Source organism: Stenotrophomonas sepilia, assembly GCF_003244875.1.
GTDB classification, from domain to species: domain Bacteria; phylum Pseudomonadota; class Gammaproteobacteria; order Xanthomonadales; family Xanthomonadaceae; genus Stenotrophomonas; species Stenotrophomonas sepilia.
On record NZ_LXXZ01000090.1, the window covers coordinates 17,048 to 41,907 of the forward strand.

The 24,860-nt window shown below is 60.5% G+C and carries 21 protein-coding genes; 11 read left to right on the plus strand and 10 right to left on the minus strand.

The features are described from left to right. Nucleotides 1-41 precede the first annotated feature (41 nt). On the minus strand, nucleotides 42-1,058 hold the full coding sequence (locus A7X97_RS18570; RefSeq protein ID WP_099470518.1) for a hypothetical protein: 1,017 nt from the start codon (nucleotides 1,056-1,058) through the stop codon (nucleotides 42-44). Between the two features lie 45 nt (nucleotides 1,059-1,103). Here A7X97_RS18570 and A7X97_RS18575 point away from each other — a divergent pair, with 45 nt between their 5' ends. The 9 genes from A7X97_RS18575 (at nucleotide 1,104) to A7X97_RS18615 (ending at nucleotide 13,454) form a co-directional block, all read left to right on the plus strand. Then, complete coding sequence (locus tag A7X97_RS18575; RefSeq protein ID WP_099470519.1) at nucleotides 1,104-2,561, plus strand: competence protein CoiA family protein; 1,458 nt, start codon at nucleotides 1,104-1,106, stop codon at nucleotides 2,559-2,561. A 137-nt stretch (nucleotides 2,562-2,698) separates the two neighbouring features. Next, nucleotides 2,699-2,998, plus strand: coding sequence for a DUF4258 domain-containing protein (locus A7X97_RS18580; protein WP_245885062.1), 300 nt, complete (start codon nucleotides 2,699-2,701; stop codon nucleotides 2,996-2,998). Nucleotides 2,999-3,000: 2 nt separating this feature from the next. Beyond that, nucleotides 3,001-4,896, plus strand: a complete 1,896-nt coding sequence (locus A7X97_RS18585; RefSeq protein WP_111008281.1) for an N-6 DNA methylase — start codon at nucleotides 3,001-3,003, stop codon at nucleotides 4,894-4,896. Next, nucleotides 4,893-7,073, plus strand: coding sequence for a type I restriction-modification system subunit M (locus tag A7X97_RS18590; protein WP_111008282.1), 2,181 nt, complete (start codon nucleotides 4,893-4,895; stop codon nucleotides 7,071-7,073). Before A7X97_RS18585 ends, A7X97_RS18590 begins: the two co-directional genes overlap by 4 nt. Then, nucleotides 7,070-8,302 (plus strand): restriction endonuclease subunit S, encoded by a 1,233-nt coding sequence (locus A7X97_RS18595; protein ID WP_111008283.1) that lies wholly within the window; start codon nucleotides 7,070-7,072, stop codon nucleotides 8,300-8,302. Before A7X97_RS18590 ends, A7X97_RS18595 begins: the two co-directional genes overlap by 4 nt. 63 nt (nucleotides 8,303-8,365) lie before the next feature. Continuing rightward, a complete protein-coding gene (locus tag A7X97_RS18600; RefSeq protein WP_111008284.1) occupies nucleotides 8,366-8,701 on the plus strand; it encodes a type II toxin-antitoxin system Phd/YefM family antitoxin in 336 nt (111 codons plus the stop codon). A gap of 39 nt (nucleotides 8,702-8,740) precedes the next feature. Continuing rightward, a complete protein-coding gene (locus A7X97_RS18605) occupies nucleotides 8,741-9,061 on the plus strand; it encodes a type II toxin-antitoxin system RelE/ParE family toxin (RefSeq protein ID WP_164242517.1) in 321 nt (106 codons plus the stop codon). A 4-nt stretch (nucleotides 9,062-9,065) separates the two neighbouring features. Then, nucleotides 9,066-12,404 carry a type I restriction endonuclease subunit R gene (locus tag A7X97_RS18610; RefSeq protein WP_111008286.1) on the plus strand — a complete coding sequence of 1,113 codons (3,339 nt, stop codon included), beginning with the start codon at nucleotides 9,066-9,068 and terminating at the stop codon, nucleotides 12,402-12,404. A gap of 255 nt (nucleotides 12,405-12,659) precedes the next feature. Next, nucleotides 12,660-13,454: a MobA/MobL family protein gene (locus A7X97_RS18615; RefSeq protein ID WP_204275145.1), complete on the plus strand. Its 795-nt coding sequence runs from the start codon at nucleotides 12,660-12,662 to the stop codon at nucleotides 13,452-13,454. Nucleotides 13,455-13,651: 197 nt separating this feature from the next. On the opposite strand, the gene A7X97_RS18620 is transcribed toward A7X97_RS18615, so the two are convergent. The 6 genes from A7X97_RS18620 to A7X97_RS22195 form a co-directional block, all read right to left on the minus strand. Beyond that, a complete protein-coding gene (locus A7X97_RS18620) occupies nucleotides 13,652-15,109 on the minus strand; it encodes a YfjI family protein (protein WP_111008287.1) in 1,458 nt (485 codons plus the stop codon). Next, complete coding sequence (locus tag A7X97_RS18625; RefSeq protein ID WP_099470527.1) at nucleotides 15,106-15,396, minus strand: hypothetical protein; 291 nt, start codon at nucleotides 15,394-15,396, stop codon at nucleotides 15,106-15,108. The genes A7X97_RS18620 and A7X97_RS18625 overlap by 4 nt, the downstream gene beginning before the upstream one ends. Before the next feature lie 117 nt (nucleotides 15,397-15,513). Further along, complete coding sequence (locus A7X97_RS18630) at nucleotides 15,514-15,762, minus strand: helix-turn-helix transcriptional regulator (protein WP_111008288.1); 249 nt, start codon at nucleotides 15,760-15,762, stop codon at nucleotides 15,514-15,516. A gap of 168 nt (nucleotides 15,763-15,930) precedes the next feature. Beyond that, nucleotides 15,931-16,479, minus strand: coding sequence for a hypothetical protein (locus tag A7X97_RS18635; protein WP_111008289.1), 549 nt, complete (start codon nucleotides 16,477-16,479; stop codon nucleotides 15,931-15,933). Nucleotides 16,480-16,572: 93 nt separating this feature from the next. Next, nucleotides 16,573-17,394, minus strand: coding sequence for a GIY-YIG nuclease family protein (locus A7X97_RS18640; protein ID WP_111008290.1), 822 nt, complete (start codon nucleotides 17,392-17,394; stop codon nucleotides 16,573-16,575). Between the two features lie 4 nt (nucleotides 17,395-17,398). Continuing rightward, nucleotides 17,399-18,244: an HNH endonuclease gene (locus tag A7X97_RS22195; protein WP_239544480.1), complete on the minus strand. Its 846-nt coding sequence runs from the start codon at nucleotides 18,242-18,244 to the stop codon at nucleotides 17,399-17,401. A 445-nt stretch (nucleotides 18,245-18,689) separates the two neighbouring features. Between A7X97_RS22195 and A7X97_RS18650 the strand changes: the two genes are divergently transcribed. Both A7X97_RS18650 and A7X97_RS18655 read left to right on the plus strand, forming a co-directional pair. After that, nucleotides 18,690-19,511: a phage terminase large subunit family protein gene (locus A7X97_RS18650; RefSeq protein ID WP_245885063.1), complete on the plus strand. Its 822-nt coding sequence runs from the start codon at nucleotides 18,690-18,692 to the stop codon at nucleotides 19,509-19,511. Further along, complete coding sequence (locus A7X97_RS18655) at nucleotides 19,511-20,521, plus strand: phage portal protein (protein WP_111008291.1); 1,011 nt, start codon at nucleotides 19,511-19,513, stop codon at nucleotides 20,519-20,521. Before A7X97_RS18650 ends, A7X97_RS18655 begins: the two co-directional genes overlap by 1 nt. 88 nt (nucleotides 20,522-20,609) lie before the next feature. On the opposite strand, the gene A7X97_RS18660 is transcribed toward A7X97_RS18655, so the two are convergent. The 3 genes from A7X97_RS18660 to A7X97_RS18675 all read right to left on the minus strand — a co-directional run bounded on the left by A7X97_RS18660 (nucleotide 20,610) and on the right by A7X97_RS18675 (nucleotide 24,542). Beyond that, nucleotides 20,610-21,746: an XVIPCD domain-containing protein gene (locus A7X97_RS18660; protein WP_088496107.1), complete on the minus strand. Its 1,137-nt coding sequence runs from the start codon at nucleotides 21,744-21,746 to the stop codon at nucleotides 20,610-20,612. A 27-nt stretch (nucleotides 21,747-21,773) separates the two neighbouring features. Beyond that, nucleotides 21,774-22,178 carry a hypothetical protein gene (locus tag A7X97_RS18665; RefSeq protein ID WP_065196868.1) on the minus strand — a complete coding sequence of 135 codons (405 nt, stop codon included), beginning with the start codon at nucleotides 22,176-22,178 and terminating at the stop codon, nucleotides 21,774-21,776. Nucleotides 22,179-23,678: 1,500 nt separating this feature from the next. Further along, nucleotides 23,679-24,542 carry an SEL1-like repeat protein gene (locus A7X97_RS18675; RefSeq protein WP_146260260.1) on the minus strand — a complete coding sequence of 288 codons (864 nt, stop codon included), beginning with the start codon at nucleotides 24,540-24,542 and terminating at the stop codon, nucleotides 23,679-23,681. Nucleotides 24,543-24,860: the final 318 nt, after the last annotated feature.

Consider the following 24,860-nt stretch of genomic DNA (forward strand, 5'->3'; position numbering starts at 1 on the left):
CAGCCCCGTGAGTCTGCGCAGTCACCGGATCGCATCTCAGCTTAGTCTTGCGTTGCTGCTACCAGAGGCCTCCCCACCAGGCGCACCGGGTCGAATGAAAACACGTGCTCCAGCGGCGCATCATGGCAGCGACCAACCAGCCGGTCCGGAAACGCCGCCCGCCCGGAGTCCAGGTCGACCTCGGCCGAGCAGATCGGACACGTGCCCCAGTGGCGCACGACAGCAAACTCACGGGATCTCAGCTTCCGCCCCGGCACCGGCATGGTGCGAAGCTGTCCGTAGAGCTCGCTCATCGCCAGATAGGACGGCCCCGCCATCGTGACTCGCTGCGTCGGCAGGCGGAACACCGGCAGCGACACCCACCACAGCCACCCAGTAATCAGCATCGCGAGACCGAGCTGGGCTGGCGCGGCGGTGGTCACTGGCTGGCCCTTTGCCCATGAGGCGTACAGCCACCACCAGACGAGCCCAATCAGGGCCATGTTCAGGACTACGCTGCCGATGAGCACGTAGCCGCGCCATGACTGCACGGGGAACGGCCTGCTGCCCACCGTCAGCCTCAGCCACAGGGCTGGCTTGACGGGATCCATCTGGTAGCGAACCAGGGTCGAATCGATCTGTGATGAGGCGCTGTCCTCCTCAGGCTCCGCCTCAATGGTCCGGTGAAATTCGAAGGACAGCCTGGAGGGCAGCCCGCGGCCCCCGCCTTTCTTGACCACGAGGTGTGGCGTCAGGGAGCAGCCTTCCTGAGCGCACCTCTGGCGGATCTGTTCCTGGCGTGATCCCCACCAATTCTCCAGCTCGGTCGCCCGGAACGCCTTCAAGGAGGTATCCCCAGCCCCTTCCAGCTCCTGAAAGAGCGCCCGAAGGGTCGTGGTGTCCGTGTCAGGAGGCGGTTCACCGCGCGAAACAGCGGTCAGGGTCGTGTCCACGACCTCCCGAAGCACTCGAGCATTGCGCTGCTGGCCCCCCTCCCGATCCAGCCAATCAAGCGCCAATTGGAGGGATTTGACCTCTGGATTACCCGTTTGGGCGGGTTTGGAGCTGTTTTCGTCCATGGTTTGCCGCGAATTTTTGCTTTCCCTCCGATCAAGGAAAGCACCATGGATACCATCCCAGAGCCGTTCTCACTCCGCAATCCGTCCGGCAACCCGCAGGCGCGGCGCGGCGGGTTTCGAGTCCCGTTCGGGCTGAAAGACGGCCGGATCTGGGCACCGAGCGAGGTGCCAAAGGGCAAGGCGTGCGGCTGCGTCTGCCCGGCGTGCCATGCGCCCCTGGTCGCAAAGGCCCAGGAGAGCAGGCGCAAGCGCCCCCATTTCGCCCACCTGACCGACACCGGCTGCCAGACCGGTCGCGAAACCGGGATCCATGAGCGGGCCAAGCAGCTGATCGCCGATCACCAGCGGCTGGTGGTCCCGGCTTGGACCGGCGACCCCATCGACATGCCAAACCCGCCGCGTGCCCGGGACGAGGATGGGCACCTCCATTGGGGGCGTCAGGTTGACCGACCGGCCTGCAGCATGGAGCTGCGCGACATTGAGATCGAGCGATCGTTCGGCACCTATACGCCCGACGTCGTTGGCAGGGATGAAGTCGGCGAGCTCCTGATTGAGGTTCGTGTGACCCATGCCGTGGGCGACATCAAGGCGGAGCGAGTCCAAGCCCAGGGCCGGAGGATGGTCGAGATCGACCTTTCCCAGCTGCACCGGGACATCCCCCATGATCTGGCGGCCTTCGAGCATGCGGTGCTCGATGACGCTGCCAACCGCAGCTGGATCTCGTGCCCCGAGGCAGTCGCGGAGTGGGAGGCCTACAAGCTGGAGCTGGAGGAGCAGGTTGCGGCAAGAAACCGGGAGATCGCTGAGCTGCGGAATCAGATGGTCAAGGCCGCCAAGGCTCGCCAGGAGCGCGAGGCGAGCCAGGCCAGGGACAAGGAGGGTCGGAGGTCCTACGTGCGCCGACAGAAGCGTGCACAACACGCCGCGGATCTGGGGCAGCTGATGGAGCTGACATCGCCTGAGCGAGTCGACGGGCTTCTACGCGAGTACCGGATCAGTGCAGAAGGCCGGGTCAGTGAGCTCCTGGACTCCGTTTCCCCGGCGGTTCGGTCTGCCTGTCTCCGCGCCCACGAGGATGCCTGGATCTTCGGCGTGGATCCGGCGCTTTGGCAGCTCCTGGCCCACTGTCATTTCGTGGCACAGCGGCGACCGGGTGACCGGTTCAACCAGAGGGACGTCGCCGCCTGGGTCCGCCGCAGCTTCCATCCCGAGCGGGAGCTGTACAGGCTCTTCGTCGCCCAGTACGCCAATCGGGCCGAGGCCCAGCGCGCGGGATTTCGCAAGCGGCGACTGGCCTACTGGGTGTTCACCGATGAGGAGAACGACCGGATCCCGAACTTCTACTCTCCCGTCAACGACTTCATCGACCGGCTGGAGTCCGCTCGAGTCATCCGGAAACTGCCGGCGCCCAAAGGCGAGTGTGAAGTCCTGGCGCCGCCGTCGACGGGGTTCATGCCTGCAGCGGCAGTTGGAACGGGGCTGTCTCCGGGGGGCTGGAAGTAGGAGTAGGTGGCCTCAGCCCAGCTTTTTTCTTTTTGTTTCAATGGGATAAGGTGATTGCGTCGTTGTTGACTACGCCCGAAAAGATGAACAAAAACTAAACAAAAGTATGGCAGTAGGAAATTACTGCAGGATTACAATTGACCTACTTCTACTCGCGGTGCAATCTACGCTCAACAGCGGAGGGCACTGCAATGCACAAGACAAGGCATTTTCAGCAGCGGATGGGCCAGCGGGGCATCAATCAGGCGATGATCGATCTGGTGCTGGGGTACGGCGAGAATGAGGGCGACAAGGTCGTCCTGAGTCGCAAGAAGTCGGAGCAGCTCCGCGAAGCGCTCCGCACTCTCATGAAGATCATGGACAAGGGGGGACTGGTGGTCGTTGCCGAAGGCGACGCCCAGATCACCACGTACAGCTACACGGGCAGGGGGCACTGATCATGGCCAAGGACAATGCCGGGCAGGTCCTGTTCCAGGTGCAGGAACACTTCCGCAGCACCTCTCTCCGCCCGGATGAATCCAGGCTGCTGGCGTTCCAGTTGCTCACCTGGGCGCATCTGTCGGCTAAGGGCAGGCTTGCTGCCGATGTCACGCTTGATACCGCTCTGGCCCAGGGAGGCGTCGATGGGCTGCTGAGCGTACTCAAAAAGCTGTTCTGGCAGCCCGGCGCGCTGGGCGTGGCGTTCTTCAACGCCACTCGATACGTCGAGCAGGCAAATGATGCGGTCTTCGCCGCGCTTAGAACTGTGAAGTACCTGGTCGACGGTGGCGTGTTCGAGAGGTTCGCGTCGGTCGATGTTGCCGGCGACCTGCTTGGTGACGCCTTCGAGGGTTTCGATGTGCCCGTTGAGCTGGCACGACTGATGAAGGACCTGGCGATCGATGAATCCACGCAGTCGGCATACTTGCCCTGGGAAAATAGTGGCCGGCTTGTCGGTGTGCTGATGGATCATTCCAGCCTGCGCGTCCACGCTGAAGTACACGCGGGATCGCAGATTGCTGCATTGCTGGCCCTGTTTCGTGATGCGCCTACAACAGTTGCGTCAAGCGATCCGCTGCGCGCGCCCGCAGCAGTCCATGGGGGACACCTGGAAAGGTTCGATGCAACCTTGTCGATTCCCCCGATAGGAATGACGAGCGGCGTCGATGACGTGGTTATGCAAGACATCTACAGGCGTTTCCCTGCGGCCAAGGCGAGCACGATGGGCCTGATGGTGCAGCACATGGCAGCCCAGACGGACGGGATCGCCGTGATTGTTGTTCCGAACAGTTTTCTGTTCAGTTCGGGCAAGGATCGGGATGTTCGCGATTACCTGTTGAAGCAGGGCTGGGTCGAAGCAGTCATCGCGATGCCCAATGGAGTTTTCCAGTCCAGTGGGCTGGGGACATCCATGCTGGTGCTGAACACGCTGGCATGCCATCGCCGCGTTGGGTTCGTGGATGCATCGCTGCCGTATTTCCATGCGCCGGTGGGGAAGGGGCGGGTGGTGCTGCAGAACACCGACTTCATTCGGGACTTCTGCCTGAGCCTGAGGGGCGAAGCTGACACCAAGTCACCCGCTCAACGCCAAGAGGCGGGCTCGTATGCGGAAATGGTCGGCGTGAATGAAATTTTCGCCAACGATGCCACGCTGGATGTCGGTCGTTACGTGATTCCAGAGCAGCAGCGTGAGGCGCAAGCGCGCCTGGAAACCCTGCCAACCGCAACACTGGAGGATGTGGTCCGCATCCTCATTCCGGTCTCCAACAGGGATCGCGGAGTGGATGTGGCAGAAGGAGTCGAGGTTCTCGAAGTTGGGGCCGCCGATCTGCCCAGCACCGGCTACATCCACACTCCTGAAAAGAGCGTGAGAGTGCGCTTGGCGACCAAGCGTTCCGGCAATCCAATGGACATCTTCCTGCGGCCGCGTGATCTGCTTTTGGTCGTGAAAGGCACCGCGGGCAAGGTCGGCATCGTGCCGGACAACGTGCCGCCACCGGGAGAGGGCGGCTGGATCGCAGGGCAATCGTTTGTGGTCCTGAGGGGGGAGAGACCTGAGGTGGACCTGCGTGGCTTGGGCTTGTGGCTGCGATCGAAGATGGGCCAACAGGTGTTGGAAGGCATCAAGACTGGCGCGACCATTCCGATGATGTCCATCGGCACGCTTCGCAAGCTCAAAGTCTTTGCACTGAACGCGGCGCTAGCCAATGCGGCGGTCGATATTCTGGAGAGAGAAAACGAACTGCAGAGGCAGATCGAGGGTTTACAAGCAGAGCAAGCCGAGATCGCCGAGGACTTCTGGACTGAACTTCTCGCAGAATTGCAGCAGACGCACAAGGATCAGAACACCCCATGAACATCCAGCGACTTGAAGGCGACCTGTGGCAATCGGCAGACGACCTCCGCGCCAACTCCAAGCTCACTGCCAGCGAGTACTCGATGCCGGTGCTGGGGTTGATCTTCCTGAGGCACGCCAGCAACCGTTTCAACGCCTACCTCCCGGATATCGCCGCCGGGATCGACCCCAAGGTTCCCGCGTCGCGGCGGGAGGCGCTCATCAAGCTGGGCTTCCAGGGCAAGGCCGCCATCTACCTGCCGGAAGCCGCGCGCTTCGAGCACATCGCCAGCCTGCCGACCGGTGCCAACGTAGGCGAGGCGATCGATGCAGCCATGGACAGCATCGAAGCCGAGCATGAAGTGCTGCAGGGAGCACTGCCGCGCGGCTACGCCGCGTTCGAGCCGGACCTGTTGGCACGCCTCATCAAGATCTTCGACGGGGAGGCGATCCGCAACGCCACTGGCGACGTGTTCGGGCGCATCTACGAGTATTTCCTCAACAAGTTCGCCATGACCGGGGCCCAGGAGGGCGGCGAGTTCTTCACCCCGCCGTCCCTGGTGCGGATGATCGTCAATGTCATCGAGCCAGACCATGGCCTGGTGCTGGACCCGGCTTGCGGATCGGCTGGCATGTTCGTGCAGTCCGGCCACTTCATTGAGAGCCATGGTCAGGATCCGCTGGATGCCGGCGTGGTCTTCCATGGGCAGGAAAAGAGCGACACCAACACCAAGCTGGCCCGCATGAACCTTGCGGTTCACGGCCTGGATGCCAGCAATATCCGCCAGGGCAATACCTTCTACGACCAGATCGAACCACTGATTGGCGCGTGTGACTTCGTGATGGCCAACCCTCCATTCAACGTGGATGGGGTGGAGACCAAGAGGGTCGAAGGCCAGGTTGCGCCCGATGGCCGCTTGCCGTTCGGCCTGCCAGGCCTGGCTGGCAAGACCGGGGCGATCTCCAATGCCAACAGCCTCTGGATCCAGTACTTCTACGCGTACTTGAATCCGACGGGCCGTGCCGGGTTTGTGATGGCCTCCAGCGCCTCGGACGCAGGAAACAAGGACAAAGAGATCCGCGAGAAGCTGGTCAACACCGGCCACGTGGATGTGATGGTCGCCATCGGCAACAAGTTCTTCTATACCCGCACTCTGCCTTGCACGCTGTGGTTCTTCGACAAGGGCAAGCCGGAGTCGCGCAAGGATACGGTGCTGATGCTCGATGCGCGCAATGTGTACACGGTGGTGTCGGCGCGATCGCATGTGTTCAGTGAGGAACAGCTTGCCAACCTCAACGCGGTGGTGTGGCTGTATCGCGGGCAGGCTGACAGGTTTGCGGGGCTGGTGGTGAGCCATCAGCAGCAGGCGGATGGTTGGTTGGCGCGACTGTCCCAGCGGCTGGCCGATGACACGGAGGCGATCGAGACGCTGGTCCAACACCTGACCGTGTTCGCCAAAGGCGCGACGCTGGCCGAGCTCAATGACGGCGTGGACGACGAGGCCCGGCTCGATGAAGCGACGCTGGAGGCCTTCAAGGCAGAGCTTGACGCGGCTAGCGAGGACGGCAAGGACACCGGGCAAGCCATCGCAGACCTTGAGGCGGCGGTGGAGCTTGCACGCAAGGTCGTTGCGAAGGCCCGGCCCGACAAGCTTGCCAGCGTGAAGGACGCGCAGGCCGCGCTGGAAGACCTTGCGCCGCAACTGAAGGCCACGGCCCGGCAGCTTGAGGCCCGACACAAGCAATGGCTGAAGCTGCTGGACAAGGCCGAGAAGGAACTGCGCGCGCGCAACAGCCGCGCATTCGACTCCAAGGCAGTGCGCGAGGCCAGGCGCACCCTGCTGGCCGCCGATGCGAAGAAGGACGAAGCGGCCACGGTGCGTGACCTTGTATTGGAGGCGTTGAAGCAATCCGGTTACTTCATCGCACAAGCGCACTGGCTACTGTCACGGTTTCCTGAGGGCGAGTTCGTGGACGTGCCGGGCCTGTGTGCTGCCGTCACCCGCAAGCGCATCGAGCAGAACGACTGGTCGCTCACGCCGGGGCGTTACGTGGGCGTGGCGGCGGTTGCCGAGGATGACGAGGAAGGATTCGGCGAGCGTATGCGCGCCATCCATAATGAACTGGCGGAATTGAACGAGAGGGCTGGCGATCTGGCCGCGACCATCACTGCCAACTTCGAGGAGTTGTTGGCGTGAGGCTTGGTGACGCCGCAGACATGCTTATCGGCTTTGCCTTCAAAAGTTCGGGATTTCTCGATGCGGGTTCGGAAGGTGTGAAGCTGATGCGCGGAGACAATGTGCAGCAGGGTTTCATCCGCTGGGGCGACAAAACCAAGCTCTGGCCATCGGCTGAGATATCTGGTTTGGAGAAGTATCAGCTTGCTGAGAATGATGTGATTCTCGCAATGGATCGCCCCATTGTCGATGACGGTTTGAAGATGGCGTGGGTTCAGCCCAAGGATTTGCCTTCACTTCTCGTGCAACGAGTTTGCCGTCTTCGTGGAAAATCGGGAGTCGCTGAAACAAGCTACTTGCGTTATGTACTTGCTGCGCCGGAATTTTCGGCGCATATCCAAGCTGTGACGACGGGCGCGAACATTCCCCACATCAGTGGGAAGGATATTGCCGCGTATGAATTTCTCCTGCCTGAACCTGACGAGCAGCGCCAAGTTGTCGCGGTACTTTCCGCCTACGACGACCTCATCGCCACCAATCAACGCCGCATAGCGCTGCTGGAAGAAGCCGCCCGCCGGCTCTACCGCGAATGGTTCGTGCACCTGCGCTTTCCCGGTCATGAAGCCATCAAGGTGACGGATGGTGTGCCGGAGGGGTGGGGGCGTAAGTCGTTGACTGATGTTGCGGATTTCATCAACGGCTTCGCATTCAAGCCAGCTCATCTTCAGGGAGTCGGCTTTCCGGTTGTGAAGATTCCAGAGTTGCGAGACGGAGTCTCTCCCAAAACCCCATACAACCCCGGACTGATCGTCCCAAAGCGCAACCACATTGATACTGGCGACGTGCTTTTCTCGTGGTCGGGCACGTTGTTAGTGAATGAGTGGAGTGAAGGACCTGCTTTGCTTAACCAACACCTTTTCAAAGTGATAGCGAAGAGTGAGTCGCACAGAAGGTTGGTGCGGTTTGCAGTTGAGGCGGCGATCCCACAGCTCGTAGGCCATGCAGTCGGTGCGACGATGCAGCACATTCGCCGATCGGCGCTTGTCGAGCATTCGATGCTTGTTCCGAGCACTAGTATTGCGACGGCGTTCGCCGAGCACGTTGACCCAATGATGGATTCGGTGCTGGCACTCAAAAACCAGGTTCGCGTGCTCACTGAAGCCCGCGACACCTTGTTGCCCAAGCTCATGAGCGGGCAACTGGACGTCTCCGGTATCCGGCTGTCGCAGCCGGGGCCGTATGACCGGTAGTCCGGCTTGCCAAACATCAACGAATACCTTAACGTTATTATCTACATAGCGTCGGAGCCAGCCATGCCCATCACCTCGCAGGACATCGTGCCCTTCAACAAAGCCCGTGCCGAACTGACCCGGTTGGCCGATGAGGTGCGCTCTGGCCACGAGAAGATCATCACCCGCAACGGCGAGAGCTACGTGGCGCTGGTGGATGCCCGAAAGCTGGACTACTACCACCGGCTTGAGCGCGAAACTCTGGCGCGGGGCAGCGCTCAGCTTGGCCTGTTGAACGACGTTGCCGGCGGTTTGCAGGACATTCGCGCGGGCAAGCCCGGCCTGCCAGTGGAGGGGGCTAGGGCGCGCTCGCAGGCCCGGCTGGACGCAGCGATCGCTGCCCGCAAGACGGGCACCTGACGCATGCGGGTCCTCCTGGGCGCGGCCTACGAGCTCAGATTGGACGAGGCTGTCGCGCATCTGCTGGACGTTGGCGCGGATGCCGCGGCGCAGGCGCTGCTGGACCAGGCCTACGAGGCCCTTCCCAAACGTCTGGCGCAGGCACCGCGTATCGGACGCGAGTTCATCGTCCGCAACCCCGAAACGTCCGAGGTGCTCGCTGCCTGGACGGCCGTGCGGGAGCTGCTGGGCGATGACATCGAGCTGCGCGAGTACATCCTGGGAGACTACCTGGCGCTGTATGTCATCCATCAGGACTGCATCCATCTGCTGACGCTGCGCCATCACCGTCAGTGCGGCTTCGATTTTAGCGAGGGGTGAGGGGATGAACGCAAGGGGGGATTACAGCGAAGACGGGATGATCCAGAAGCACGCTGCTGCGATTCTGGACGATCTCGGCTGGACATCGATCCATGCCCAGGCTGAAACCGAGGACAGGCCGCATCTCACCGGGCGCAGCAGCTTTACCGAGGCAGTGCTCAAGCCGGACCTGCGGGCAGCGTTGGAACGCCTGAATCCCGGCCTGCCGGAGGAGGCCTACCAGCAGGCCATCGATCAGGCGACCGCACACGACCATGCCAAGACTCTGGTCGCGATCAACCAGGACAAGCACGAGCTGTTGCGCAACGGCGCGCTGGTCCGGTTCAAGGACCGGGCCGGACGCGCCGTGGAGCGCCGCCTGCGGCTTGTGGACTTTAGCGAGAGCGGGCTGGACAACAACACTTTCAAGGCCGTGCGCGAGCTCTGGGTGCGCGGCTCGAAGAACTACCTGCGCCGTGCCGACCTGGTGGGTTACGTCAATGGCTTGCCGCTGGTGTTCGTCGAACTCAAGCGCTTCGATGTGGACTACAACGACGCCTACAAGAAGAACTACCGCGACTATCGCGGCACCGATGAATCCGGCAAGCAGGCCGCGATCGAAGGCACCATCGAGCAGCTGTTCCACTGGAACCAGTTCGTGGTCTTCTCCAACGGTCATGTCGCCAAGTACGCCAGTATCACGGCCACGCCGGAGCATCATTACCAATGGAAGCGGCTGGATGAGAACGACCCAGAACCGGCCAAGACCACGATGCAGCTCCCGATCCTGCTGCGCGGCATGATGGACAAGGCGCGGCTGCTGGATATCGTCGAGAATTTCGTCCTGTTCGATACCAGCGAAGGCAGCGCCAGCAAGATTGTTGCCCGCAACCACCAGTACCTGGGGGTGAATCGCGTCATCGCTCGCCTGCAGTCGGACGATGAGAAGGCAAAAGGCGAACTGGCGAAAGGTCAGCTCGGCGTGTTCTGGCATACGCAGGGCTCAGGCAAGTCATACTCCATCGTGTTCCTGACCGAGAAGATCAGGCGCAGGGTGTCAGCGGCTTATACCTTTGTGGTCGTCACCGACCGCACCGAGCTGGACGACCAGATTGCCGGCACCTACACCCACTGCGGGCGTGCCAACGCGAAGCATGACCAGGCCCAGACCGGCGCCAGCCTGAGGGCAATGCTCCGGGACAGCAATCGCAGCTACGTCTTCACCCTGATCCAGAAGTACCGGGAGCGCGTGACCGAGCCCTATTCGGAGCGCGACGACATCATCGTCATCAGCGACGAGGCGCACCGCAGCCAGTACGGGCGCCTGGCCCTGAACATGCGCAAAGGACTGCCCAATGCCAAGTTCCTCGGCTTCACCGGTACGCCACTGATCGAGGCGGCGGAGAAGCAGCTGACCCGAGAGGTGTTTGGCGACTACGTCTCCGTTTACGACTTCCAGCGCGCGGTCGCCGATGGTGCGACCCTGCCGCTGAAGTACGAGAACCACGGCGAGAAGCTGAAGATCGTTGATGACGATCTGAACGAGAAGATCACCCGCTATATCGAGGAAGCCAGGCTCGGAGCGACGGCGGAAGACCCTTGGACGGACGAGAAGGAGGATAAGCTCTACCGGACCTTGGCCAAGGAGTACTCCATCTTCACCTCGCCCACGCGCCTCGACGCGGTGGCGGAGGATTTCGTCAAGCACTACTCGCAGCGCCGCAATGCCGTGGCCGGCGGCAACAGCAAGGCGCTGATGGTCTGCATAGACAAGATCACCTGCGTGAAGATGTACGACCTGATCGCTGACAAGTGGAAGGTACTGGGCGACGTGCTGGAGAAGGAGCTGGTTGCCGACGAGTTGGCTTATACCGCCAAGTTCCCTGATCGCCCCTTCCCGAAAATCATGCAGCAAAAGCGTGAACGCCTGGAATGGATGCGCGAAACCGAGTTCTGCGTGGTGGTCTCCAGCGAGCAGGGCGAGGTGGAGGAGTTCAGGAAATGGACCAACCATCGAGGTGAGCCGCTCGAAATCGCGCCCCACCGGGCAAAGATGACCTCACGCAACCTCGAGAAGGACTTCAAGAAGGCCGAGAACCCGTTCCGGGTCGCCGTCGTCTGCGCGATGTGGCTGACCGGCTTCGACGTCAAGTCACTGGCCACCCTGTACCTGGACAAGCCGATGCAGGGCCACACGCTGATGCAGGCGATTGCCCGGGTCAATCGCGTCGGCGGGGGCAAGGCGAACGGTCTGATCATCGACTACAACGGTATGATCAAAAGCCTGCGCAAGGCGTTGGCGACCTTCGCCCAGGGCGACCGTGACGGCAGGGTCGAAGTAAGAGAAGGCGAGGATCCAGGTTATCTGGAGGACGACGACGAGGCCATTGCCGAGTATGCGGCGAGCATCCAGCACGCGACCGAGTTCCTGACCGACCTCGGGTTTGAGCTGCAGGGCGTGATCGAGGCCCAGGGCATGGACAAGGGCGAGAAGATCCTGGAGGCGTGCGACTTGCTCGCGGCCAGCAATGAGCGACGAAAAACGTTCATGGTGATCGTGGAGGACGTTGCCGCCAAGTACCGGGGTCTGTTCCCGAATCCGGGCCTGTTCGCCTATGACGCCCAGGAGAGCGCCCTCAATGCCATCTACAACAAGCTGCAGGCAGCACGTACGTCGCCGGACATCACCGGGTTGCTACAGGGCTTCTACGACGTGGTGGATCTCGGGATCGGCCTGGAGCAGAGGGCCAGTAAGGCGCCTGCACAGTTCGATCTGAGCACCATCGACTTCGATCGTTTGCGGGTTGAGTTCCAGAACATCAAGCAGAAGAACCTGGTCGCGATGAACCTCATGGAGAAGATCGACGAGCGACTCAAGGCCATGCTGGAGGAGAACCCGACGCGGGTCGACCTGTACGAAAAGTTCCAGCGTATCGTGGCGGAGTACAACGCCGACAAGGACGAGGCGGAGATTCAGAAAGTAATGGGGGAGCTGTTCGCCACCCATGACGAGATGGACGAGGAAGCGAGGCGCTTTCAGCGGGAAGGTCTGGAGACCGAACAACAGCTCGCCGTGTTCGACCTGCTGCGGAAGAAGTCACTCGGCCGGAAGGATCGCGAGGCGGTCAAGAGGGCGGCCGTCGAGCTGCTGGCCAGGCTGGAGGAGCGCAAGCTGCTGATGAGTCACCTGCGCGACATGGCTGCCAAGCAGGCGCAGTTGCGCCACGAGATCGAGAACCACCTGTGGGCCAGCGGAATGGCCGACATGGGCTATTCCGAAGACGAGGTGGTGAGCAAGGGCGATGCCGTGTTCGCCTATCTGTTTGTCGGTGCTGCCAGCGGCAGTGCGCGGATGCTTCACTGACGCGAGTCAGTAGGCCTCCCCTCAGGCCAGTATCGTTGCAGATCTGGCTAAGTTGCTGAAGTGACTAACTCGCGCCATCTGTCTTCAGTTCCACGAACCAGTGAAAGTAATTTTTCACCCGCGTAACACTACCCTATGAGCAGGGATAGATTCGATGAGTGGTAATCCGCAGTAATCAGTCCTGGGTTGTCCCCATAGTGATAGGGGGGGGGCAAAGCCTTCGCGCACTTACCGTTTCCTCACGGATCATTTCAATTGCTCAAGACCGGCCAAGGCAACCTGGCCGGTCTTTTCATTTCCGCAACCAGCAAAAAGGGTAGTGCATCGATGGCAACGTTTCATCTTCAAATCAAGAGTGGAGGTAAAGGAACCGCAGGTGGTCATGCGGATTACATCGCCAGAAACGGCTTTCATCGCAGACGCGATGATCTGGTTCATACGAGCCATGGAAACCTGCCGCATTGGGCGGCCAATGATCCGAAGGTTATGTGGAGGGCCGCGGACAAGTACGAGCGCAAGAACGGTGCCGCCTACCGCGAGGCGATCATCGCGCTGCCTACAGAGCTGACATCAGAGCAGAACGCGGCCTTGGTGGACGATATCGTTGCGAAGCTGACACCTGGAAAGCCATACCAGCTTGCAGTCCATGCTCCATCCTCTTCGCTGGAGGGTGAGGCCAATCCACATCTCCACCTGATGACGTGTGATCGCATGGATGATGGAATCGAGCGCTCTGCAGACCGCTTCTTCGCTCGGCACAACAGCAAGCGTCCGGAAGATGGTGGGCGCAGGAAGGCCAGTGGAGGACGCAATCGAATGCAGCTCAGGGACGAGGTCATTGCGATGCGAAAGTTGGTGGCGGATACCATCAATCAGCATTTGGAGATCAACGGGCATGCTGCGAGGGTCGATCACCGGACGCTCAAGGAGCAGGGTGCTGATAGAAGGGCTGAACGCCATCTCGGGCCGGCGAGGATCCGAGGGATGTCACCGCAAGAGAAGGCCCAATACGTTTCGTTACGTCGAAATGGCAGGTGCGATTCCGTCTGATCTGCCTTGGGGGCGCCGATGGGCTGGCGGGTCCGTGCCATGACCCTCGCGGTGTGCCGGCAGGCCTGCACTGGGGGCGATTTGCGATACCTGTAGCAGAATCGCACCTCGTGCAGGCCCGTCGGCGGACGGGTAATGAACGAGGCCGCCCCATAAACGGGGCGGCCTCCATTGCTGTAGTTGGCAGGGTCTCGTTATTAGGTGGTGACCTGGCTGAAGACAGCCCCGTTCAAGTGGATCCAGAGCCTGCCCTTTCCTCGGGCGGCGTCCTGATGCATCACGCGAACAGAGTCCTCCATCTGCAGTTGGTGGAGCGCCGCTTCGAAGCGTCCCTGGTTCCGGATCGGGCCGTTCTTTCGCACTTCGTTGCGCAAAGCTACCCCATATCCTGCACACCAGTAGCGCCTCCACAGGTACATGGCCAGAGTACGAACATCCCTAGCCTGCTCAGGTTCGTGATTCCTGTCTCCGAATACATCGAGGAATTCTTGGAAGTGCCAGCCCACGACTTCCAGCGCTCGCTCCAGAGTTTCCTTACTGATCAGGTTGCCCTCTTGTGCGCTGAAGTGATGCAGGATTGCGGCAACCCGCCCCGTGATCTCCATCGATTTGGATGCGAAGTCCCGAATGCTGGCCAGATCACCATCCTGACGCAGGCGCGGTTCAATCGCGTTCTGAGTTTGCACCCAAAGTTCTTTCGCCTCTTGCCTGAACGCGAGCGTCTTACGGGTGTTATCACCGGCGATACGACGTGCATGTGCCGCCGCGAGAAGCTCGCTTACACGCTGATGGAAGCGGGGCAGCTGCTCCCAGGCAGGTTCCTCAAGTGACATGAAACGGAAGCCCTGTGTGGACGCGGGCCAAGCGACGAGGTATCGCGCAAGGTGACCTGATCCGCGAGCCATCTCGCCCCGCTTGTTCATGAACTCCCTGAAGACCCGTTCCTGCACCATCATGCTGATGGTCAGGCGGGGATTGGTGACCACGATGCTGTCGTCCGCGCGATCCAAGGTCAGTGTCGTGGCGCCGTCCCAAGCCTTGTTGAGCGTGCCAAGCTTGTTCATTGCACCTCCTTTGAGCACGATTTCGCCTTCATCGCTCAGGATTGCAATCGACTTGCCATCGCCCTGCATGCTTTCCATCAGGGGGCGTTCGGTGATGTTCTGGTGCACGATGCGACTGAGGACAGGTCTGGCGGGCTCACGCGCGCCATGGCGGATGAGTTCTTCACGGAGTTGCTCGATGTCGTCGTCCGTGCCGTTGTCCAGTGCCTTGGCCACCTTGCGTTGCAGGGACGCCTCCTTTGCATCCCAAAGGCGCCGATCTGCCTTGTGCGCGAGCACGGCCTGGACGTGATCCCGTGCCACCTTCTCGTCGTGCTCGTAGATGGGCGCGCCAACAATGCTGTCGGTGGCAGACTTGCGTTCGCCGGAATCGGCAATGATCAGGACATCCAGCGAAACCGGGCGGATCTGGCCAGTGGGAAGTTCGACATCCACATCTCCCTGCGAGGCGATGGACATCGCCGTGAGGAACGAACCGGCGATCAGCGCGTCGGGCGCTTTCAGGTTGTGCTGGACTTCCAGGATCGCGTCCCGGATGACGCTGTACATGGCGTGGATGGGGTAGGCGCGAGGAAAGTAGGGAGTGTTCATTCCGTACCCTCCTCGGCACCGCCGGAGCCAGGAATACCGCGGATCTTCTGGGCTTCCGTCGCCATCATCTCCTTGAAGCGGGCAGGATGGAGCTTCAGCCCTCTTTGCGCGAGGGTGGCCAGGATCGCCTTTTGGGTGACGTTCTTCTCGAGCATTTCGACGATTGCCGGATAAAGCAGCGAGAACAGCTGCCCCTTTCGGTGCTGAGGGTTGGACTGCAATTCCCGAAGCGCTCCCATGATGTCGTCGGCTTCGGACTGAAGGTCATTGTTGATGTCGTGCTGCATTTTTCTGTACCAAGATTCTTGTGAAGTGATTCGCCACGTTGTGAGTGGCGGGGTGTGGCAGGGAGCGTCTAGAGCAGCGCCCCGCAGGACAGTCGCGAACCAGTCGCGCATCTACTGTCAGTCCACACCCCCTCTGGCCTGCATCAGGCCAAGGATGTAGTCGTCAATCTCGTGCTCAATGAATCCGACGCTTGAGCCGTAGCGCACGGGCTTCGGCAGATCAGGGTCGAAGTAGGGTGATTTCCGATCGAGACGCGTGTAGAGCGTGGAGCGCGCGAGGTTCAGGCGCTTCGTCGTCTCGAGCAGGGAAATGATTTGGAGTCGCTGCGAATTCATGAGTGTGTCGGCAAGCTGATGCTTGGACACACGTTAAAAATTCGGAGAGAAAGTGCCGATCCCTAGCAGGTGCTATACGTTTTTATAGCAGCTATGATGCTATCTAATAGCCGCTATTCAACGAAATCGTGGCGCCAGCGTTGCCGCTCACGGCTTGAATCCCTACGAATCTGCATTGATCAGTGCCCGCGGCGGTGTTCAGCGGGTTCGTCTGCTGGTGGCCGGCAGAACGTTTTTAACGTCGCTTCGCTTGAGCAGCGCACGCCACTGATAGTCAGTTGCACTGAATCCGGGAACTTCGTCGGCCACTTCAAAGAACCGCCGATGGACCTCCTGGCGACTCTTCCATCCGTTCTTGGGTGTGGCGGCAATGAGTTTGCTGGCGACAGCGTCTTGAAGCTGCTTGGCGTTCTCGCCCTTCTTCAATCCGCCTTTGCGGCCATATTGTTCTAGCTTCGCATTGATGGCCTGTTCTGGCGTAGCCAGGGACTCGGCTTCATTGATGCCAATGAGGTAGCCCAATTGCTCCGATGCTTGGACGAGATAGGACCAGGCAGCAGATTCTTGGTTCTCTTGGATGGCGGAGTGGGCTGCATCCAGCAGCGCGATCACCGCTTCGCGCTTTATCCCGTTGAAGAAGATGACGTCGCTGCGGTTGGACGTCTCGGGTGTCCTGTCGAACGTAGCCGCGAGTCCTGCCAGGGTTTCCTCTATGCTCTTTTGTTCCACACGCACTACCTTCGACATCGACTCATGTACCTGAGAAGCTTAACGCGGCGACCTGTGAGCTGGTGCGCTCGACGCGGTTTTTGAATCGACCGAGTGACCCAAGGGGCATTTTTAGTTCCGGTTGAAGCCGTGGTTGCGTGATAGCAGAACGGACTTCCAGTGGCTCTCCCTTTCGCAGAGATCGGCCTCGGTTGCCGACAGGTCAGCGATTTCCAGGACGGCAAAGCGCAAGGCGTGCCGCCGTTCCTCGGATGCCTCGATGCCGAACTCCTGGCGCAGGGCGACGTTGCCCCCGTGCCCGTTGGCGGCATACGCGCACCAGCGCCGCCAGATGCCGTCGGCGCCCGATGCCTTGCCAACGTAGAGCCGGCCAGTGGCCGTGTCGGTGATGACGTAGACCCCCTTCACCGACGACAAGGCCGCGCTCCAGGCGGCGGACTGGTTGCGCACCACAATGTCCAGCTGCGCCTTGGTGAGGTTCACCGCCTTGAAGCCTGGAAAGTCTGCGATCGACAGTCGCGAGGGTAGCAGTTCGACCACAGTGAGATCGTTTGCCAAAGTCTCCCCGCGGAGGTAGGAAGGCCGTCCCGTGTAGACGCTTTCTAGATAGAGGCGACCGACCCACTCCTCGCAGGAGGGCACCCGCTCAAGGGTGTAGAAGTAGTGGGGCTTTGGGTCGGCTTCTTCCACATAGTCGATGGATCGGAATAGTCCAGCGTAGAGCCAGCGCGTGGGGGAGCCCGCGTTGACCAGCGACACGACGAACTCGCGCTGGAAGTTGCGCTTGGTCTGCCAGCGCTGCCACCAGTCGAATTTCCCTTCCAGGAACACGTCCAGCGGCCGCTCGTTGCCGTTGTAGCGCGCCAGGTGGACCTTGGCCTTCGACGCGTCGAACGCGGGCTCCCATACTTTGAGCAGGTCGAAGAGTCGCATCGGCTTAGAGCCCCGAGTGGCGAGCTTGGCACCGCGCCGCGTGATCGGCCAAGTGCGCCGCGTTGGGGCGGTGGGCCGGTGAAGCGGGCAAGGCCAGCGCCTTGCCCTGCAAGGCGGCGTAGTCGGTGGTGAGCAGGGACGGCGCCAAGGCCACCGTATGCACGGGGGTGATCCACAGTAGTTGGCAATCGAAAAGCGTGTGGAGGTCGGCGCGCAGCAGCAGGCCGTTATCCACCCGGTTGGTATGTATGCCCTTGTAGGGCAGCACGTGCGCCGCTTCCAGCACTTCAATCGCCGAGCACCCGGTGATGGCGCAGCGGCCGCCGTAGGCGTCCAGCAGCTTGGCGCGGAACAACGGCTGGCCGCGGCGCTGGGCCACGGCGCGCATCGCCCACACGCGGGCGTCCTGGTCGCTGTCCACTGGAGCGGTGAACGCGCCTGCCTGCGCGTCTGCCTCCACCCGCGCCTGATCGTCCATGATCAGGGGTCTGGCTTTCCACTTTCCGTCGCCACCCTTTTGCAGGTCCACGTGCCCGTGGTCCGCTGGATTGAACAGAACGTAGCGCGTGCGCCGCGGCGGGCCGGGATCGACCAGCTTGAACAAGCGGTCGTGCGGGTGATCTTGGTCGCTTCGCCAGTTCGTGCGCGAGTAGTTGTAGTGAACTCGGCTGGGCGAATTGACCGTGAACAACTCCAGGTCAGCGCGGGCGTTGCCCAGCGGGTCGTGAGGGTGGCGCGACAGGTCCCACTCCTCGACCTCGGCCAGCGACGCGCTGCCCAAGGCCTCAATGGCGTCTACGGCTCGCCAATACTTGACGCCATCGCGTCCCGGCTTCTGTGTAGCGGCCATCGGCTACGTCCCCTGCCAATTGTCGCCACGGCCCATGGAGGTCAGCCCACGCGCGGCGCGATGAAGAAGACTGGATAGTACTTTCCTGTACAGCGTGGGACTATTGCTTCACTGCTCACAGCGATCGTCAGGCTTCGAATCCAGTCCCCTTCTGGGGAATGTGAGTAACGGTGCGAGTAACCGCAGCTGGCCGCCCGAGAAAAGTTCTTCCCCAACAATCTCTTGGGGAATGAATGTGATTGCTGGTGGGCCACCATAAAAAAAAACAGGCACTTAGGCTTACGCCCAAGTGCCTTTTTTGTGCCGGCGGGAAAATTCGCGGGAAAACTCAACGCTTGCGAGGTGGTTTCACGACTGGCAAGTCGTGATCGTAGCGGCCCGTAGTGGTGGGCGATTGTGCCCGGCCGCATCCTGCTTGTCGCCACGGTTGCCCTCGGTGTTGGACGTGAGCCATGCGCGCCTGATGGGTGGCAGGCCCTGCGAGGACGCCATCTGGCGCCAGATCGTGACCGTGCTGGACGCGGCGGACCGTGGCTGTGACCTGTTCGATATCGAGGAACTGCGCCGTGACTACAGCGCCGAGGAGTTCGCCAACCTGCTGATGTGCGAGTTCGTGGACGACAGCGCCAGTGTGTTCCCGCTCACGATGCTGCAGCCCTGCCAGGTCGATAGCTGGGTCGAATGGGCGGACGACCACAAGCCGTTTGCCGTCCGGCCCTACGGCGACCGCGCCGTGTGGATCGGCTACGACCCGGCTGAGACCGGCGACAGCGCGGGCATCGTGGTTGTGGCCCCGCCGCTGGTGCCTGGGGGCAAGTTCCGCGTGCTGGAACGCCACCAGTTCAAGGGCATGGAGTTCAAAGACCAGGCGGCGTTCATCGAGCAGATCACCAAGCGCTATTGGGTGACCTACATCGGCGTGGATGCGACCGGCATGGGCACCGGCGTTGCTCAGCTGGTGCGCCAGTTCTTCCCCGGCGTGACTGTCTTCAACTATTCGCCCGAGGTGAAAGCGCGGCTGGTGCTGAAAGCCTATGACGTAATCAATGACGAACGGCTGGAATACGACGCCGGCTGTATCGACCTCACGCAGTCACTGCTGGCGATCCAGAAAACCATCACCCCGAGCGGGCGCCAGGTGACCTACACCGCCGGGCGCTCGCGTACCACCGGCCATGCTGACTTGGCTTGGGCACTCACGCACGCGCTGCAGAGCGAGCCGCTGGAAGGCGGACGGGCTGCGCGCGGCACCATGGAGATTTTCTGATGACCGACACCGACCAGAGCGCCATCGCCGCGCCGCCGGTGAGTATCGAAGCCTTCACCTTTGGCGAGGCCAGCCCTGTGCTGGAATCACGCGGCTTCCTCGACTACCTCGAATGCTGGCGCAATGGCCGCTACTTCGAGCCACCGGTGGATCTGCAAGGGCTGTCGCGCACAACGCGCTCCAACCCGTACCTGCACAGCGGCCTGACATTCAAACGCAACATGCTGGTGCGCACGTTCCGACAGCACCGGCTGCTGAGCCGTGAGGCGTTCTCGCAGCTGGCGCTGGACTACACCACCTTCGGCATGGGGTATGTCGAGCGTCGCCGCCCCATGTCAGGAGCCGCGCACAGTCTGGCGGTGCCGCTGGCGCAGTACGTGCGCCGTGGCGTGCAGCCCGGTGAGTTCTTCCCGGTGCGTTCCGGACGGGTAGAGCATGAGTTTCCCGCCGGTGAGGTGTTCCAGCTGCGAGAGGCAGATGCTGATCAGGAGATCTACGGCCTGCCGGAGTGGATGCCAGCCGTACAGGCCGCGCTGCTGAACGAGTCGGCCACGCTATTCCGCCGGAAGTATTACAACAACGGTTCGCACGCCGGCTACATCCTCTACATGACCGACCCTCAACCCGAGGGCTTGGACGTGGACGCGTTGCGCGACGCGCTGCGGCAGTCGCGCGGGCCGGGCAATTTCAAGAACCTGTTCGTGCACTCGCCCAATGGGAAGAAGGACGGCTTGCAGGTGATCCCGGTCAGTGAGGTGGCGGTCCGAGATGAGTTCACCGGGATCAAGAGTGTGACCCGCGATGACATGTCGGCGGTGCTCCGGGTGCCACCGCAGCTTCTGGGTATCGTGCCGCAGAACAGTGGCGGGCTTGGGTCGATCCGCGACGCGGCGGGCGTGTGGGCGGCGATGGAACTGGCGCCGCTGCAGACGCGCATGGCAGCTATTAACGAGTGGCTGGGCCAGGACGTGATCCGCTTCGAACCCTTCGAACTGGAGGCGACCGCATGATGATTCGAGAGCGCCCGAGCTGCAGCGTGGGCGCTCACTTTTGGGCCAAGGCGGTGGAATGAATGGCGCCGATAGCACAGTGACGGCTTTATCTCGAGAACGATGGCCCGTCTCGCGTATGTGCCTGCTGTGCCGGTTGTTGTTCAAGGCTCGCTGCTTGTGATTGGCTCAACGCATCAGCGCGATGGAGCGATTCCGCCTCCGGTGCGCGAAGCGCATCCATCGTATTCATATGGCCTCGACGATGGGCGGGATCGTCCATTGCTCCCTCGACTATGAAGACCCTCTCACCTCGAGCTAGGTTCTCTGTCGGGTTGTTCAAGACAACATGGTCAACCCGTGAAAGGCCCTGCTCCTTCGCCAGTACCAGCAAGCTTGCAGACATGCGCTGACTCGACTCGTCCCAGGGTTTCCCATGCTCTGCGTCCAGGCGTTCCACACCTGCCCTAATCTGCATGTAGAGAGAGCGGTCAGCATCGCCGAGTTCAGGGGCTGAGGAGGATGCTCGCTGCCGTGAGGGCGAGTCGTCGCTGTCCGAACCGACTCTTCCCGCAACCGCAATGCGCTCGGCGTCAAATTCTGGATCTGGCCTACGCCGCCGTTGCGTGGGTGCTATTTCCCGATCGTAGTAGTCGCCATAGTAGAGTTCGTATGTCGCATGAGGACCAACAGACGGCGCCTCTGTCTTGAACACCTCAGCGATCTGCCCAAGTGCTTGGTTACGGTTGATCCGTCCGGCCTGGAGTTCCGCCGCAATGGTTCCGTATTGTTGTGGACGATTACCTGTGCCGGAAACGCCAATATCTGGACCGCCAGCTGCAACGATCTCACGCTGGACCTGGACATTGCTGAGAGTCGCGGCGGCTTCTCCTCGCAGCTCGCTGTTCACATAGGCTTGCTTAGAAGTTCGATTTTCGGGTTCGGTGAAGAGATGGTGCCCAACTTCATGAGCAAGAGAACTTGCGATCCTTGAGCCTTGCCCAATCGCATTCTCGTCAATAACGATCTTGACGCCGGGTATAAGATAAGTGCCTTCACCGGCTGCCCCCCATTGGATAACGATACCTTCACGCCTCGCCTGGGTGAGGCCCGCCTGAAGTGTTGGGGATTTTGCTAGAAGCGGCGCCAAGGAGGGGTCGTCCAATGGCGATGCGGGACGCCGTGTGGCTCCTGGGCGGCCTCCCTCCTGCGGCTGTGGCAGTCCAGATTCTTCAGTACGCTCCATGCTCCGGCTCCTTCGCAATAACAGGGATCAGCGCTGACTGATCGATATGTAGGTCAGCGTCACGTTATCGGAATCGAGTCCGAGCACGACCTTTGCATCGTTCACCTGCGCAGACCAGTAAGGGCGAGAGCCAGGCGCGTCAGGCCGAGGTGGATGTTTGGTCGAGTTTTCCCAGATGATTTCCTTGAGCGCAATGCTTGGTGGTGCGATCTCAAAGATCAGGTTCGCGAGTGCAGGATCGTCAGCAGCACTTCTCAGCCTGATGTTCCGGACCTCAAGGTCGCCCAACATTCCGTGTTCTGCGATCCGTTCGTCCATCACGTCCTGGCGTGTCGGCTCTCCCAGATGCGTGTGGAGCTGTTCATTTAACGCGTCGACATCATCAAAACGTACACTAGACAGGCGCTCGATGTCGTTCTTGAATCGCTCCATACCAATTTCACTCCCTGATTTGACGGACTGTCTTTGATTAGATTTATGCGATGGGGTTGGTGAGGCACCGCTCGAACACGCTGACAGTATCAACGCTGAAACGGCTATTGAGAGGCAGCGATACGCTGCAAGCCGGAGGTGACTCCGATCTCCGCGCCTTAATGAAGTAGCGCATTTGTTGAGCCATGCATCCATGAAGGTACCTCTCGCGCCAGGAACACTGTCCCGAATCTAGCACAGCGTCTTGTGATGCACGGGTCGGAACCCCCACCTGATAGCGAATCTGGGAGATTTCGCGCAGTGTTAGATTGTTCGTTTAGTTGGAAGGGGCGAGCTATGGGGGCAAGAGGAAAACGTTGATAGGACTGCGAAGTAAGGTTGCCGCAAGTTGAGCATTCGAGCGACTTGGGATCATGAGCAGTTCCGCTTCATATCTGAGCTGATGTCGGTGATGGACGGTGGACTGGGCATCTGGTGTAGATCATGTTGCTGGAATGGAGAGGCGAGTATCGGCGGTGCTCTTCTCGAGACAAGGGCAATTATTCTGGCAGGAAGCGTGTGCACCCCAACCTTCATGCTTGGATCATCATGAGGTAGCAACGCTCGCCCCGTTCTGGAGTCACTTGCAGCGGATGCTTGCTTGGACCAGGACGGTGCGGCCAAAGTATCGTCTGGTCGTATCGGTGACCGAGGACCGGAGTTTCGCTAGGCTAGTCGAACCGCAGTTGGATGAGCGGAACGCGCTCCTCATCAATGGGTGTCGGTCGAGCTTTGATCTCTACGAACTAGAACGCGAGCCAGATGGCTGGCGCGAGCAGCGGGATCTTGAGTGGCAAAAGTGGTGATTGCGAGCATTTGGTAGGGTGATGTAGTGCACTGCGCGCACACCCATTGCCTATGCCCCCCCCTACTTGCGGGACGTGGTGATCCCGCTTGCCTGATCTGTTCTGCGTTTCCAAAGCTACCTCGGGCGAATAGGAGTAATCGGTTTGACCGTTACCCTTCCGCTGCCGCTGCCTCCGCAGTTGCCGTGGCAGCCTCCACCCAGATTGGCTCCGCCCGTGCCACCGCTACCTCCTCCGCTGCCGGCGCCAGCGCCGCCGCGACTGGAGGGTGGACGCGTGATGGGCTCCTGGTTGGTTCCATTCCAGTCATTGCTGTCTGTCAACTCGTAGGTAGCGCAGTGCGTCGCGTTGCAGACGATGACTTTGGAACCTGCCTGAATTGAGAATTCGAATCCCCCCTTTCTCTGCTGGTTTGTTACATCTCTGTATCTATTCAGGAACGCCTTCGTGGCATTGTCTGGAATTCGAGCCTGCAACTGACACGTACCACAGCTGACTGGGCCAAAGACGGTGGGGGCAGGATCAAAGGGCCAAATCGCATAAGCCACGGGAAGGGCAGCAATTGCGACAACCAGGGAGGTTGCAATCAACCATTTCTTCGAAATAATTGCTTTCATCGTGCGCCATGTTGGGTGAGTAGGAAACTTCTGTTGGGTTACAAGCAGCAGGATCTGTATATAGCCTCAGACATCTCGTTGGATCGCTCTATCTGGTTGGGCTGCAACAGTTTGGAGAGTCTCGCAATGGATGCCGTCGATTGGCTATTGGGGTGCGCGCGCTGATATGCGAGCCAGTATGCAAGGCTATTTTCAGGGGATTTATCGGCAATGATCCCTCGGTCATGGATGTCAGCAAGGGCTTCAATCGAGTCGACGCTTCCCTGTGAAACCGACTCATTTAGATAATCAATCGCATACCTTCGATAATTGGTTATTCGTTCCGGATCCTTGAGCGCTTCGGTCAAGTTTCCAATGATGGCTTTCGGGTCTTTGGCGAAGATCAGTCTCGCTTCGACCGACCCTTGGGCGGCAGCTAGAGAGAGCCAATTCTCATCTCCGAGTTCCGTTCGCCCTATCAGCCCTTGGCAGTGGTCAATCTCCTGATCGATTTTCCTTGAGTACTGCTCCCCCAGGCCCACTGATGCGTAGGCCTTGTACTCATCGGCATCACCTGAGTTAAGCGCTCGCTTGCAACTGGCAATGCGGTTATGGATCTCATAGCTCGACTGGGCATCGCCCGCCCGTGCAGCCGTGATGCGCCTGTCAATGTATTCCGAGGCGTCGCCTTCGTAGTGAGGTGTTTCGATCTTGAGCAGAAATGCCTTGCCACCCAAAGCCACTGTTGATTCGATGGATTGGTGTGGTGAACGCAAGGATTGATGAATGCTTGATTCAGATGCGACATGCGTTGGCGAAGTGCTTTTTTCACTGGGAGGAACCTCATCTCCTTTGCTTCCTGTGACATCGGATGGTCTGCAGGTCGACCAGGAAATGGTTGCGACTACGCCGATGACGAACATTCCATATGTGAGACTTCTACTGATCTTCACCTGATTCTTTTTCCCTTGTCGTGGCGGAGCTTTGCGATGGACTGGACCTCGGGCCGTGGTGATAACTGATTTCGGCGCTGATCCCCTGCCTCTCGATTCCCGGGGTTTCATATTGCGGGGTGAAATTCACTGTCAACCAGAAATTCGTTGCAGCTGGCTACGCTTGGCTCTTGGGTGTTCTCAATCACGCATCGGTGGACGTAAAGCGACAAATACCCTTCCTCGGAAGGCGAGCGCATGAGTGGCAAAATGGCCATTCCGTGCCGCGGTAGCAATTGGCTTGTTCTC